Origin of the sequence: Pseudomonas sp. IT-P2 (assembly GCF_949767575.1) — a bacterium.
Classification (GTDB): Bacteria; Pseudomonadota; Gammaproteobacteria; order Pseudomonadales; family Pseudomonadaceae; genus Aquipseudomonas; species Aquipseudomonas pharyngis.
In genome coordinates this window covers 230,820-244,099 of the sequence record NZ_CATKQA010000046.1, presented here as the reverse complement: position 1 = coordinate 244,099, position 13,280 = coordinate 230,820, and the positions used below count along the sequence as shown (strand labels likewise).

Annotated in this window: 15 protein-coding genes; 8 read left to right on the top strand and 7 right to left on the bottom strand. The window is 60.9% G+C overall.

The genetic code is table 11. The annotated features are described in order from the left end of the window. The first annotated feature begins 284 nt into the window (after positions 1-284). Positions 285-1,517: a serine/threonine transporter SstT gene (gene sstT, locus ACM6JM_RS25100; protein WP_064600897.1), complete on the top strand. Its 1,233-nt coding sequence runs from the start codon at positions 285-287 to the stop codon at positions 1,515-1,517. 65 nt (positions 1,518-1,582) lie between these two features. Here sstT and ACM6JM_RS25095 read toward each other — a convergent pair whose 3' ends face one another. Continuing rightward, positions 1,583-2,092 carry a DUF1993 family protein gene (locus tag ACM6JM_RS25095; protein ID WP_007951572.1) on the bottom strand — a complete coding sequence of 170 codons (510 nt, stop codon included), beginning with the start codon at positions 2,090-2,092 and terminating at the stop codon, positions 1,583-1,585. A gap of 126 nt (positions 2,093-2,218) precedes the next feature. Between ACM6JM_RS25095 and ACM6JM_RS25090 the strand changes: the two genes are divergently transcribed. Continuing rightward, positions 2,219-2,869, top strand: a complete 651-nt coding sequence (locus ACM6JM_RS25090) for a YceH family protein (RefSeq protein ID WP_074689058.1) — start codon at positions 2,219-2,221, stop codon at positions 2,867-2,869. Positions 2,870-2,886: 17 nt separating this feature from the next. Here the strand turns inward: ACM6JM_RS25090 and ACM6JM_RS25085 are convergent, their stop codons facing one another. Continuing rightward, positions 2,887-3,405, bottom strand: coding sequence for a cupin domain-containing protein (locus ACM6JM_RS25085; RefSeq protein ID WP_414882701.1), 519 nt, complete (start codon positions 3,403-3,405; stop codon positions 2,887-2,889). A gap of 96 nt (positions 3,406-3,501) precedes the next feature. Then, the gene (locus ACM6JM_RS25080; protein WP_074689062.1) at positions 3,502-4,320 is read right to left on the bottom strand and encodes a shikimate 5-dehydrogenase; all 819 of its coding nucleotides are present in this window, start codon (positions 4,318-4,320) and stop codon (positions 3,502-3,504) included. A 254-nt stretch (positions 4,321-4,574) separates the two neighbouring features. On the opposite strand from ACM6JM_RS25080, the gene ACM6JM_RS25075 reads away from it, so the two are divergent. From ACM6JM_RS25075 to ACM6JM_RS25065, 3 genes are all read left to right on the top strand, one after another. Continuing rightward, positions 4,575-4,925, top strand: a complete 351-nt coding sequence (locus ACM6JM_RS25075) for a hypothetical protein (protein ID WP_007951578.1) — start codon at positions 4,575-4,577, stop codon at positions 4,923-4,925. A 244-nt stretch (positions 4,926-5,169) separates the two neighbouring features. Beyond that, complete coding sequence (locus ACM6JM_RS25070) at positions 5,170-5,364, top strand: hypothetical protein (RefSeq protein ID WP_007951579.1); 195 nt, start codon at positions 5,170-5,172, stop codon at positions 5,362-5,364. Positions 5,365-5,466: 102 nt separating this feature from the next. Beyond that, entirely contained in the window at positions 5,467-5,649 is a 183-nt protein-coding gene (locus ACM6JM_RS25065) for a hypothetical protein (RefSeq protein WP_007951581.1), read from the top strand. On the opposite strand, the gene ACM6JM_RS25060 is transcribed toward ACM6JM_RS25065, so the two are convergent. Continuing rightward, positions 5,646-6,707 (bottom strand): AI-2E family transporter, encoded by a 1,062-nt coding sequence (locus ACM6JM_RS25060; RefSeq protein WP_085667496.1) that lies wholly within the window; start codon positions 6,705-6,707, stop codon positions 5,646-5,648. The two genes, ACM6JM_RS25065 and ACM6JM_RS25060, sit on opposite strands and share 4 nt — an antisense overlap. A 156-nt stretch (positions 6,708-6,863) precedes the next feature. On the opposite strand from ACM6JM_RS25060, the gene yegQ reads away from it, so the two are divergent. Next, positions 6,864-8,192: a tRNA 5-hydroxyuridine modification protein YegQ gene (gene yegQ / locus ACM6JM_RS25055; RefSeq protein WP_064597885.1), complete on the top strand. Its 1,329-nt coding sequence runs from the start codon at positions 6,864-6,866 to the stop codon at positions 8,190-8,192. A 38-nt stretch (positions 8,193-8,230) separates the two neighbouring features. On the opposite strand, the gene ACM6JM_RS25050 is transcribed toward yegQ, so the two are convergent. Beyond that, positions 8,231-8,461, bottom strand: coding sequence for a hypothetical protein (locus ACM6JM_RS25050; RefSeq protein ID WP_039767638.1), 231 nt, complete (start codon positions 8,459-8,461; stop codon positions 8,231-8,233). A gap of 94 nt (positions 8,462-8,555) precedes the next feature. Then, complete coding sequence (locus ACM6JM_RS25045) at positions 8,556-9,269, bottom strand: FadR/GntR family transcriptional regulator (protein WP_414882700.1); 714 nt, start codon at positions 9,267-9,269, stop codon at positions 8,556-8,558. Positions 9,270-9,633: 364 nt separating this feature from the next. Between ACM6JM_RS25045 and ACM6JM_RS25040 the strand changes: the two genes are divergently transcribed. After that, positions 9,634-10,980, top strand: coding sequence for an MFS transporter (locus tag ACM6JM_RS25040; RefSeq protein WP_039767640.1), 1,347 nt, complete (start codon positions 9,634-9,636; stop codon positions 10,978-10,980). Positions 10,981-10,994: 14 nt separating this feature from the next. Continuing rightward, positions 10,995-12,338: a glucarate dehydratase gene (gudD, locus tag ACM6JM_RS25035; protein ID WP_085608310.1), complete on the top strand. Its 1,344-nt coding sequence runs from the start codon at positions 10,995-10,997 to the stop codon at positions 12,336-12,338. Here gudD and ACM6JM_RS25030 read toward each other — a convergent pair. Further along, positions 12,335-13,210 (bottom strand): LysR family transcriptional regulator, encoded by an 876-nt coding sequence (locus ACM6JM_RS25030; protein WP_103386214.1) that lies wholly within the window; start codon positions 13,208-13,210, stop codon positions 12,335-12,337. The genes gudD and ACM6JM_RS25030 overlap by 4 nt on opposite strands. Positions 13,211-13,280: the final 70 nt, after the last annotated feature.

The window sequence follows — 13,280 nt, the reverse complement described above, 5'->3', positions numbered from 1 at the left end:
AGAACTTGAAAATAAGGATGCGCAATCTTAACAGAGTGTTTCCCGGGTGACTTGCACAAACCTGTCTAAGTTACAGAGGGATCGGGTGGCAGATCGTCACAGGTCTGAAGGATCCGGACGACGCTGTGATAAAGTCCGCGCCCTGCAAAACGTACACCCTGTTCAGCCACCCGTTTAACGGCGTGTCTGGCGCGTCAGTTCTTTCGGTTTGTGTCCATGGCCTGCCCCCGATCAATCGCCCGGATCACGCAACCTTGTACCCTATAAAAACAGAGATGCCGTTCATGACCGCTTCATCCCCTTCTCTATTGCAACGTCTTAAAAGCCTCAGCCTGGTCACCCAGATCCTGATCGGCCTGATTGCCGGCATCGCCCTCGCGCTGTTCGCGCCGGAAGCGGCCAAAGGCACAGCCTTCATCGGCAAAGTGTTCGTCTCGGCCCTGAAAGCCGTGGCGCCGATCCTGGTGTTCGTGCTGGTCATGGCCTCGATCGCCAACCACAAGCACGGCCAGGAAACCCACATCCGGCCGATTCTGTTCCTGTATCTGCTGGGCACCTTCGCCGCTGCCGTGGTCGCGGTGATTGCCAGCATGATGTTCCCGTCGCATCTGGTGCTGTCCACTGACAACATCGCCGTAAGCGCGCCGGGCGGCATCAGTGAAGTGCTGCAAAGCCTGTTGCTGAGCGTGGTCGACAACCCGGTGAGCGCACTGATGAACGCCAACTTCATCGGCATTCTGGCCTGGGCCATCGGCATGGGCGTGGCGATCCGGCACGCCGGCGACACCACCCGCGAAGTGCTGGGCGATCTGTCCAATGGCGTGACGCTGATTGTCCGGGTCGTGATTCGCTTCGCACCGCTGGGCATTTTCGGTCTGGTAGCGTCGACCCTGGCCACCTCCGGGTTTGGCGCATTGATCGGTTATGCGCACCTGCTGGCGGTACTGCTCGGCTGCATGCTGTTCGTGGCGCTGGTGATGAACCCGCTGATCGTGTTCTGGAAGCTGCGCCGCAACCCGTACCCGCTGACGCTCCAGTGCCTGCGTGAAAGCGGCATCACTGCGTTTTTCACCCGCAGCTCGGCGGCGAACATTCCGGTCAATCTGGAACTGAGCAAGCGCCTGGGCCTGCATGAAGACACCTATTCGGTATCGATCCCGCTCGGCGCCACCATCAACATGGCCGGCGCGGCGATCACCATCACCGTGCTGACCCTCGCCGCCGTGCACACCTTGGGTATCGCCGTGGACATCCCGACCGCGATCCTGCTCAGCGTCGTCGCTGCGATCTGCGCCTGCGGTGCCTCGGGCGTGGCCGGTGGTTCGCTGCTGTTGATCCCGCTGGCGTGCAGCCTGTTCGGCATCCCGAGCGAAATCGCCATGCAGGTGGTGGCCGTCGGTTTCATCATTGGCGTGCTGCAGGATTCGGCCGAGACGGCGCTGAACTCCTCCACCGACGTGCTGTTCACCGCCGCCGCGTGCCTGGGCGAAGAGCAGAAAGCCCAGCGTCCGGCGTAAAAACCCGGCGCAACAAAAAGCCCGCCAAGGCGTAAACCTTGGCGGGCTTTTTGTTGCAGAACGTTTTAGAACGCGCCCATGTAATCGCGCTTGCCCACTTCCACACCGTTGTGACGCAGCAATGCGTAGGTGGTGGTGACGTGGAAGAAGAACTGCGGCAGGCCGTAGCTCAGCAGATAAGCCTGGCCGCTGAAGCGCTTCTCTTTCGGGGTGCCCGGGCGAGTCACGATCTCGATGCCTTCCTTGCCATTGATTTGCTCTGGCTTGATCTCGCCGATGAAGGCCAGAACCTTGGCGATCAGCGCTTGCAGCTCGGCGAAGGTGGTTTCGGTGTCGTCGTATTTCGGGATTTCGATTTCGGCCAGACGCGAGGAAACGCCTTTGGCGAAGTCCACGGCGATCTGCACCTGACGCACCAGCGGGAACATGTCCGGGTACAGACGCGCTTGCAGGAAGGCGTTCGGGTCGATGTTTTTCTCGGTGGCGTGGGCTTCAGCCTTTTTCAGCACATCGCTCACGGCGTTGAGCATTTGTTGGAAAACCGGGACGGATGCGGCGTATAGGGAAATGGTCATGGCTGTCTCACGTGGTGGCTGGGTGAATCGTGGGGGCGATTATAGCCATGCTCGCATGGCGGCGCGGCTTGTCTTTTATCCAGCAAGGATTAGGCTAGGCGCCTTCGACTGCAGAGGGAACGCGCGATGACCACAGAATTTCAAACCCGCTCCGATGAACCACGGCTCAACGCCACGGAAATCCGCATTCTGGGCTCGTTGATCGAGAAACAGGCCACCAGCCCGGAAACCTACCCGTTGACCCTCAACGCACTGGTGCTGGCCTGCAACCAGAAAACCAGCCGGGAGCCAGTGATGAACCTGACTCAGGGCCAGGTCGGCCAGAGCCTGCGCGCCCTCGAAAGCCGCGGTTTCGCCAGACTGGTGATGGGCAGTCGCGCCGACCGCTGGGAGCATAAGGTCGACAAGGCACTGGAGCTGGTGCCGGCGCAATTGGTCCTGACCGGGTTGATGTTCCTGCGCGGCCCGCAGACCGTCAACGAACTGCTGACCCGCAGCGGTCGAATGCATGAGTTTGAAGACGCCGAACAAGTGGTGCATCAGCTGGAACGCCTGATCGCCCGGGAGCTGGCGGTGTTGATTCCGCGTCAGCCCGGTCAGCGTGAAGATCGTTACACCCACGCGCTGGGCGATCCGGCGGACATCGAGGCGATTATCGCGGCGCGGCAGAACCCGAGCGATCGCGGCGCTGCCAGCGGCGTGTCACTGGAGCGCATCGAAGAGCTGGAAGCGCGGATTGCGGCGCTGGAAGAGCGTCTGGCCCGTCTCGAAGAATAAGTGCACCGGGGACGGTGTTATTCGCCGTCCCAGTAATCCAGCCCGTCCGCCTGCCGCGCCACCGCCACGAATCCTGAGGCGTTGCCCTCGGCATCGATGTTGAAGTTGTCCATCACCGCGTATTTGTTCGAGTCCGGGTACTCGCAGATTTCCGGTTGCTGCTGAGTGCTGACCGCCAGATAGCGCAGCTCCGCAGCACTGGTGTTGATGATCTGATGCGCCGCTTCCGGGCCGCCCGGTGGGCAGGCGATCACATCACCGGCACGGATCGGGAAACGTTCGGCACCGAGGCGCACCTCTCCTTCCCCGGCCACCACGTAAAACATTTCCTCATTGACCCGATGACTGTGAAACGGACTGCCGCGCATGCCTGGCGGCAGCGCATACAGGCGATAACCAAGCTTTTGCGCACCCAGTTGCTGACCGACCCGGGCCAGGCGTTGCTGATAACGCCCGGCGGTTTCGCCTTCGGGCGACAGGGCTTCGGGGAGCGGTTCGAGTTCAACGTCATTCAGGTTGAGAATGGGCGGATGCATGCAAACCTCGGCTTTTGTGTAGGCAAGTCTGTGCTTGCTGATCCGGCAGTATAGGCAACGGCAAATCCGGGTGGGTTCGCCGTTGCTCAGGCTCCATCAACTACGGGCAAACGCCACCGCCGCATCGAACTGCTCAACCGTCGGCCGCACGCCGGTGTACAGCACGAACTGCTCCAGCGCCTGGATCGCGATCACTTCCAGCCCGGTGATCACCTTTTTGCCTTCGGCACGACCGCGCACGATCAGCGGGGTTTCCGAGGGGATCGCCACCACATCGAACACGGTGTCGGCAGACTTGATCACATCCATCTCAAAAGACAGCTGACCTGCTTCTGGCCCACCGTCCATCCCCACCGGGGTCACGTTGATCAGCATCTGCGGGCGCTCGTCGCCCAGTTCCGCCTGCCAGCGATACCCCAGCGAGTCCGCCAGCGCACGACCGGCGCGCTCATTGCGGGCGACGATCAAACCGTTCTTGTAACCGCCATCGCGCAAGGCACTGGCCACAGCCTTGGCCATGCCGCCGCTGCCGCGCAGGGCGAAAGTCGAGTCCTTCGGCACCGCGTGGGTTTCCAGCAACTGAGCGATGGCGATGTAATCGGTGTTGTAGGCCTTGAGATGACCGTTGGTGTTGACGATGGTGTTGATCGACTGGATCGCCGCCGCCGAGGCGTCCAGTTCATCAACCAGCGCAATGCAGGCTTCCTTGAACGGCATCGATACCCCGCAACCGCGAATCCCCAGCGCGCGGATCCCGCCGACCGCACCGGGCAGATCCTGGCTGCTGAAGGCCTTGTAGTAGAAATTCAGGCCCAGTTGTTCATACAAATGGTTATGAAACCGCAGACCGAAATTCCCGGGACGCCCAGACAGGGACATGCACAATTGGGTGTCTTTATTGGGGTTCATCTGCATGGGAGGCTCCTTCGTATGCACTTTCGGATGGACGGGATTAGCCAGGCCATCGGGTTCTGAACGATCATAAGGCGGTCTGTTCCGGGCATCACGGTCGATGCCGCAAGCTCGGTAAACAAACCGGTACAGACCTTACACAAAATTTACCTGGCGGCCGTGCTGTTTTTCAAAATGTTGCTGTCTTAGAAGTATCCCCGCGCCATTCCGGGCCTGTTGCAGGTTCGGACGCCGGGTCGAAGAACCGAGGAATTATCATGATTCGTAAACTCCCCATCGTGGCCTTGTTGATTGGTGCATTCGCGATCACGGGTCAGGCAGAAGCCCACGGCGGTGGCTGGCAGGGCCCGGCGGTATTTGGTGCGATCGTCGGCTCGGCCATCATCGGCTCGGCGCTCATCAACCAGGATCGGCCGGTGTACGTCCAGCAGCCTGTTTACGCTCAACCGGCGCCGGTCTATGTCCAGCAACCGCCGCCACCGGTTTATTACCAGCCGGCCCCGGTCTATGTGCAGCAACCGGTCTACGTCCAACCGGCCCCGGTGTATTACGGCCCACCGCGCGGTTATTACGGCCGGCCACACTACTACGGTGGCCCGCGCTGGTAACCGGTCCCCAGAGCCCCGCCTGATCGCGGGGCTTTTTATTGCCTTCGGGAAAGCCGACCGTTCGTCGGCCAGGGTCTGAAAAAATCTCGCCAAGGTCGCTGTGAGGACAGTTTGAACCGCTAAAGTCGGCATGATGGACTCGACCGTTAAGGGCAAAACACAAACGGTCATCTATTTGTCATGACGGAACCGCACTCTGAATCCGTCCGCAAACAACAGGTTGATAACAACAAGGACGACTTGAATGCCTACACAGAATCCGCACCGCATCGTCGGTTTATGCACCTCGAGCAAGGTCTACAACGCCCTGACCGAACTCAAGCACCTGGAAGGCCACCGCACCGCGAAGTTTCTCTCGTTGCTGGCGGAAAACCTGGTGCGCAAGGGTTTTCTCAACGAACACGAGATCGTGCACATGCTCGATCAAGTGGTGGATTGAGCCAGCCCTCAGCGGCGTCAATGACCACTATCGAAAGCGTTGATTGTCCCTGAAACGGCCAATTCCCTAAGGTAGCTCCACAGATTGATGGAGGTACTTTTCATGGCTCAGGTTCAAATCATGTCCGTTGTCGGCAGCGCCGTTCCCGCATCGCTCAGAGAGCTGGGGCTGCTCGCCTGCTGGTATCTGGTGCGCGACGGCGAGCCGGTCAGCGGCCCGCTCACGTCCTTGCCGGCGGCGCAGGCACTGTCGCAACAATTGCTCAACGGCCCGTTCAAGGCTTAAGGCAGCTGCACTTTCGGTTTGCTCTCGATGAACAACGCCCAGCTCGACATGAACAGGGCCGCGATCAGCGGCCCGATCACAAAGCCGTTCAGCCCGAACACCGCCAGCCCGCCCAGGGTCGAGATCAGGATCATGTAGTCCGGCATCCGGGTGTCCTTGCCCACCAGAATCGGGCGCAGCAGGTTGTCTACCAGACCGATCACGAACACCCCGAACAGCCCCAGCACCACGCCCTGCCAGATCATCCCGCTGAGCAGGAAGTAAATCGCGACCGGCACCCAGACAATCCCCGCGCCCACCGCCGGCAGCAACGACAGAAACGCCATCAATACCGCCCAGAGCAACGCACTGGGAATGTCGAGAAACCAGAAAATCGCCCCGCCCAGCGCACCCTGCGTGATCGCCACCAGCAGATTGCCTTTCACGGTGGCGCGCACCACGCGATTGAACTTCAACTGCAAGCGACGCTTGTGATGCTCCTCCAGCGGTATCGCTGTGCGCACCTTGCGCGCCAGTTCGGCGCCGTCGCGCAGGAAGAAAAACAGCAAGTACAGCATGATGAAAAAACTCACCACGAACTCGAACGTGCCCTGGCCGAAACTGAACGCCTGGCTCGCCAGCGCCTGACTGCCCTGCATGGCGGCCTTGACGATCTTCTCGCGCAAGGCATTCAGCTCGCCCATGCCGAAGCGGTCGAGCAGGTGCTGAAAGTAAGGCGGCAGACTGTGCTTGAATTGCGCCAAATAGGCGCCGATATCGAGCTTGCCGCTTTCGATATTGTCGTAAAGTGTCGCCCCTTCCTGCACCAGCAGCACGCTGAGGACGATCACCGGCAAGATCGCGATCACCAGGCAGATGCTCAAGGTACACAGTGATGTGAGGTTGCGTTGCCAGCCGAATTTCAGTTGCAACTGGCGCTGCATCGGTGCGAACAGGATGCCGAGGATCACCGCCCAGAACACCGCACCGTAGAACGGCAGCAGGATCCAGATGAAGGCGACCGTCACCAGAAACAACAGCACGGTGAGGGATTTGAATTGCAGACTCTTTTGGTTCATGTCCGGTCCAGGTCAGTCAGGCGCCACCCGCGCCCGTCCCGTTTAGTCAGCCAGCGTCAGCGCGAGTGCCCTGTTTCTTCATTGAGCATAGATCCAGATCAATAAACCCTCGGCGCAACTGCTCTACCCTGCCGCGCTTTTGCGACCGACGCCGCCATGACGACCTCCTTCACCCCCGAACTGCTCGCCCCCGCCGGCACCCTGAAAAACATGCGTTACGCCTTCGCCTACGGGGCCGATGCGGTGTATGCCGGCCAGCCGCGCTACAGCCTGCGGGTGCGCAACAACGAATTCGATCACGCCAACCTCGCGCTCGGCATTCGTGAAGCTCAGGCCCAGGGCAAGCGTTTCTACGTGGTGGTCAACATCGCGCCGCACAACGCCAAACTGAAGACGTTCCTCAAGGACCTGGCGCCGGTGATCGAGATGGCGCCGGACGCGCTGATCATGTCCGACCCCGGCCTGATCATGCTGGTGCGCCGGCACTTCCCGCAGATGCCAATCCACCTCTCGGTGCAGGCCAACACGGTGAACTGGGCGAGTGTCGAATTCTGGCAACAGCAGGGCTTGAGTCGGATCATCCTGTCCCGTGAATTGTCGCTGGAAGAGATCGGCGAAATCCGCGAGCAAGTGCCCGGCATGGAACTGGAAGTGTTCGTCCACGGCGCGCTGTGCATGGCCTATTCCGGCCGCTGCCTGCTCTCGGGTTACATGAACAAACGCGACGCCAATCAGGGCACCTGCACCAACGCCTGCCGCTGGAAATACTCGGCGCAGGAGGCCAGCGAAAACCAGCTCGGCGAAATCGTGCAGACCTTCGAACCGCAACCGACCCTCGGCCTCGGCGCCCCCACCGATCAGGTCTTCCTGTTGCAGGAAGCCAACCGCCCCGGCGAGCTGATGCCGGCCTTCGAAGACGAGCACGGCACCTACATCATGAACGCCAAGGACCTGCGCGCGGTGCAGCACGTAGAGCGCCTGACCCGCATGGGCGTGCACTCACTGAAGATCGAAGGCCGGACCAAATCGCACTTCTATTGCGCGCGCACCACCCAGGTCTATCGCCGGGCCATCGACGATGCGGTGGCCGGCCGCGAATTCGACCGCAGCCTGATGACCGATCTGGAATCCCTCGCCCAGCGCGGCTACACCGAAGGCTTCCTGCGCCGGCATGTGCATGACGAATACCAGAACTATCAGAACGGCAGCTCGGTGTCGGAGCGTCAGCAGTTTGTGGGCGAGTTGACCGGCGAACGTCGGGATCGTCTGGCCGAGGTCAAGGTTAAGAACCGTTTTGCACTGGGCGATCACCTGGAACTGATGACGCCCAAGGGCAATTTCCACTTTGATCTGCATGAATTGCAGAACCTGAAAGGTGAAGCCATCGACGTGGCACCGGGGGACGGGCACACGGTGTATCTGCCGATTCCGGATGCGGTGGATTTGCGGTTCGGGTTGTTGATGCGCGATCTCGGCGCTGTTTAGAAGCAGCAAAAAAACCCGGCCAATCAGCCGGGTTTTGTTCAGCGCCTGTCATCGGACAGCGGTGTCGGCTCATCAGCCGGCGGTATGTCTTCATCGGACGTCGGATCCTTCCAGTCTTCTGGCCGGTCGGCATCGCTCAACGGGTCGCGCCCGGGCATGACGCCCGGCGGCATCTCGTGATCGGCCAGCGTCGGCTCATCCGTACCGGGGACTTTGCGGGTAGGGTCGGTTGGGGCCGTGCCTCCCTGAAACAGCGTATCGTCAGCCATGATTGCACCTCAGAGCATGAGGCCCGGAAGATCCGGGTCGTACTCGTTGGAAGTGCCGCCGCACCGGGCGTGCTATCGAACAGACCAGCGGCATTCAGCTCGTGGCTGAAAACCGGTCTCGACTGTTTGTCAGGTGCAGCCACATCGCCGCGCGCGCCGCGTCCGGGTCCTGACGCTTGATCGCGTTGAGGATCGCCTCATGCTCAAGATTCGCCAGTTGCCCGAGCTTACTCAAATCCACCGCGCCGCGCTCGGCCGCATTGACCCGGGTGCGCGGGATCATCGCGCTGCCCAGATGCTGCATGATTTCGGTGAAGCAGACATTGCCGGTGGCTTCGGCAATCAGCAGATGGAAGCGCCGGTCGGCCTCGACGCAACTGTCGTTGTTGGCCAATAGACGCTGATAGTCGTCCAGCGCCTGACGCATCTGCACCAGTTGTTGCTCGGTGCGACGCTGCGCGGCCAGCGCCGCCGCTTGCGTCTCCAGGCCCATGCGCAATTCGAGAATGCTGCGCACGCCCAGCGCTGTGTCGACATTCAGCCGTAGCCCCTGCTCCGGCGCACGTTCGATCACGAAGGTGCCGATACCGTGCCGCGTCTCCACCAGCCCTGACGCCTGCAATTTGGAAATTGCCTCACGCACGACGGTGCGGCTGACGCCGTGTTCCTGAACGATCGAGTTTTCCGACGGCAACTTGTCACCGGGCAGCATCTGACCGAGCAGGATGCTCTGGGTCAGTTTTTCCACCAGGTCGTGGGCCAGGTTGTGCGCGCGTTTACGGGCGGGGGCGTCGAGGTCGTCTTGCATGGTCGGTTCCGGTGATCGGGGCAAACCGATCGTAGCACTGGCGGCAATGACTTGTATGAGCTCCTATGAATTCCGGGATCTAACTTGTATGACAACACTCAATTTTAGCTAGAAAATCTTCCACTGCGCCGAGCAGTCGCCCCACTTGCACTGGAACAAAACGCTCTACTACGCGTGCCAAAACCCCTACAAAAGCCAACAAACACGGCGCATAAAATCTGAAAAAGCATAAAAACCCTTTCCCGTAGACAAATTTGATTGAGCACTCCCGCTTGTAGGACAAAAAAATCTAGTTGTATGATGTCTATCAACAACGCAACACCAGCCACACCCCGCATAAAAATAACGAGTGGGAGAAAACCAAGTGAAATCATCCATCGCCGGGATGAACGAGGGCGCCGATTCGGTGCTGTCCTCCGCCATTGCCAAAGTCAAACGCCACGTCCTGCCGCTGTTCGTCATCATGTTCATCGTCAATTACATTGACCGGGTGAACATCGGTTTCGTCCGTACCCACATGGAACACGACCTCGGCATCGGTGCCGCGGCCTACGGTTTCGGTGCCGGTCTGTTCTTCATCGGTTACGCGCTGTTCGAAGTCCCTTCCAACATGTTGCTGCAAAAGGTCGGCGCGCGAATCTGGCTGACCCGCATCATGCTCACCTGGGGGCTGGTGGCCGCCGGCATGGCGTTCATCCAGAACGAAACCCACTTCTACATTCTGCGCTTCCTGCTCGGCGTGGCCGAGGCCGGGTTCTTTCCCGGGGTGATCTACTACTTCACCCGCTGGTTGCCGGGGGCCGAGCGCGGCAAGGCGATTGCGATTTTCTTGAGCGGTTCGGCCGTGGCCTCGCTGATTTCCGGCCCGTTGTCCGGTCTGCTGTTGCAGATCGAAGGTCTGGGCATGCACGGCTGGCAGTGGATGTATTTCATTGAAGGGATGTTCTCGGTTGGCCTGTGCGTATTCGTCTGGTTCTGGCTCGACGCCAAGCCCCACGACGCCAAGTGGCTGACCCGCGCCGAGCAGGATGCGCTGGTCAAAGCCATCGACGATGAACAGAAGGCACGCGAAGCTGCGACCCCGATCCGGCCGTCGCTGGGCAAACTGCTCAAGGATCGCCAGATCATCCTGTTCTGCCTGATCTACTTCTTCATTCAATTGACCATCTACGCCGCGACGTTCTGGCTGCCGAGCATCATCAAGAAAATGGGCGAGATGAGCGACTTCCAGGTCGGCCTGTTCAACTCGATTCCGTGGCTGCTGTCGATCATCGGCATGTATGCATTCGCCTCGTTCTCGGCCAAATGGAAACACCAGCAGGCGTGGGTCGCCACGGCGCTGTTGATCGCCGCGGCGGGGATGTTCATGTCCACCACCGGCGGGCCGATCTTCGCTTTCGTTGCGATCTGCTTTGCCGCACTGGGTTTCAAATCCGCGTCGTCGCTGTTCTGGCCGATTCCGCAGGCCTATCTCGATGCACGGATCGCCGCTGCCGTGATCGCGCTGATCAACTCGGTAGGCAACCTCGGCGGCTTCGTCGCCCCGACCACTTTCGGCTTGCTGGAACAACATACCGGTTCGATCCAGGGCGGCCTCTATGGTCTGGCCGCAACCTCGATCATTGCCGCGATCATCGTGTTCGCCGCCCGTATGACACCCAAATCCGCACCTGACATCGCCGTGGCCGATGCCGCGCCGAAACACGCTTGAAAGGACAATCCCAAATGACCGCACACGACATCGCCAAAGCCCCGATCATCACCGAGATGCAAGTCATTCCGGTGGCTGGCCACGACGGCATGCTGCTCAATTTGAGTGGCGCCCACGGGCCGTTTTTCACCCGCAACATCGTCATCCTCAAGGACAACGCCGGCCACACCGGCGTCGGCGAAGTACCCGGCGGAGAACGCATCCGCCAGACTCTCGAAGACGCCCGCAGTCTGGTGGTCGGCAGCCCGATCGGCACGTATCAGAAGATCCTCAACCAGGTGCGCCAGACCTTCGCTGACCGTGATGCCGGCGGCCGCGGCCTGCAAACCTTCGATCTGCGCATCACCATTCACGCGGTCACAGGACTCGAAGCCGCACTGCTCGACCTGCTCGGCCAGCACCTCGACGTGCCGGTGGCCGCTTTGCTCGGCGAAGGCCAGCAGCGCGATGAAGTGAAGATGCTCGGTTATCTGTTCTACGTGGGCGATCGCCGGGAAACCGACCTCGCCTACCGCAGCGAACCGGATGCCGACAACGACTGGTTCCGCGTGCGTCACGAGAAAGCCATGACTGCCGATGCCGTGGTGCGTCTGGCCGAGGCTGCCCACGCACGCTATGGCTTCAAGGACTTCAAGCTCAAGGGCGGCGTACTCAGCGGCGATGCGGAAATCGAAGCGGTGACCGCACTGGCCGAACGCTTCCCCGACGCCCGCATTACCCTCGATCCGAACGGCGCGTGGTCATTGAAAGAAGCGATCCGTCTGTGCCGCGACCAGCATCATGTGCTGGCCTACGCCGAAGACCCGTGCGGTGCGGAAAACGGCTATTCGGGCCGCGAAGTGATGGCTGAATTCCGCCGCGCCACCGGGCTGAAAACCGCCACCAACATGATCGCCACCGACTGGCGCGAAATGGGCCACGCGATTCAGCTGCAGTCGGTGGACATTCCGTTGGCCGATCCGCATTTCTGGACCATGCAGGGTTCGGTGCGCGTGGCGCAGATGTGCCACGAATGGGGCCTGACCTGGGGCTCGCACTCCAACAACCATTTCGACATTTCCCTGGCGATGTTCACCCACGTCGCGGCCGCCGCGCCGGGCGACATCACCGCGATCGACACCCACTGGATCTGGCAGGACGGCCAGCGCCTGACCAAGGCACCGCTGCAAATCGTCGACGGCTGCGTGCAGGTTCCGAAGAAACCGGGGCTGGGCGTGGAGCTGGACATGGATCAAGTGGCCAAGGCCCACGAACTCTATAAAGGCATGGGACTGGGCGCGCGGGATGACAGCGTGGCGATGCAGTTTCTGATTCCGGGCTGGACGTTCGATAACAAGAAGCCGTGCCTGGTGCGCTAGGCCTGCGCAGCCTCCAGCAACCAGTGTCTGAACGCCGCCATCGCCGACGTCTCCGGCCGTGACTGCAAGCGCGTCAGCCAATAGCTGCCGGTGGTGATTTCGATGGCAAAAGGTTGGCGGATCAGGTCCGCCGCCAGTTGCCGGGCAAACATCAACGGCGGCGCCAGTGCCACCCCGCCACCCTGCAACGCCGCCTCCATCATCGCCAGCGACGAGTCGAACACGATGCTCTGGGGCGGCGCGGCATGGGTTGCCAGCCCCGCCGCATGAAACCATTCCGGCCACTCATCGGTGCGATAGGAGCGCAGCAAACGCTGCTGCAGAAGATCCCCCGGCGTATGCAGTTGCCGGGCAATTTCCGGCACGCAGAGCACCGACAATGGCGCCTCCAGCAAACGGGTCGCCTCGATACCGTGCCACGCCCCGGCACCGAAGCGGATCGCGTAATCCAGCCCTTCGGCGGCGACGTCCACCCGGTTGTTGTTGGTCGACAGTCGCAAATCTATGAGCGGATGTTTCGCCTGAAAGTCCGCCAGCCTCGGCAACAACCAGCCCACCGCGAAGGTGCCCACCGCGCCGACCGTGAGCATTTCCCGATATTGCCCACCCGCCAGACGCTCGAGCATCTGCGCGATATGATCGAACGACGTGGTCAGCACCGGCAGCAGGGTTTCGCCCTCGCCGGTCAGCATCAGCCCACGGGGCAGGCGTTTGAACAGGATCACGCCGAGTTGCGCCTCCAGGATTTTCACTTGATGGCTGACGGCCGCCTGGGTCACGCACAACTCCACGGCGGCGCGCGTAAAGCTCAAGTGACGCGCAGAGGCTTCGAAGGCACGTAACGCATTCAAGGGCAATTGAGGTCGAATCATGCCAAGTCCCAAATTTTTCTAATGGCTCGTCCGAGTTTTCATCGTTTGTCGAAAGACGCCGGACTGCCTA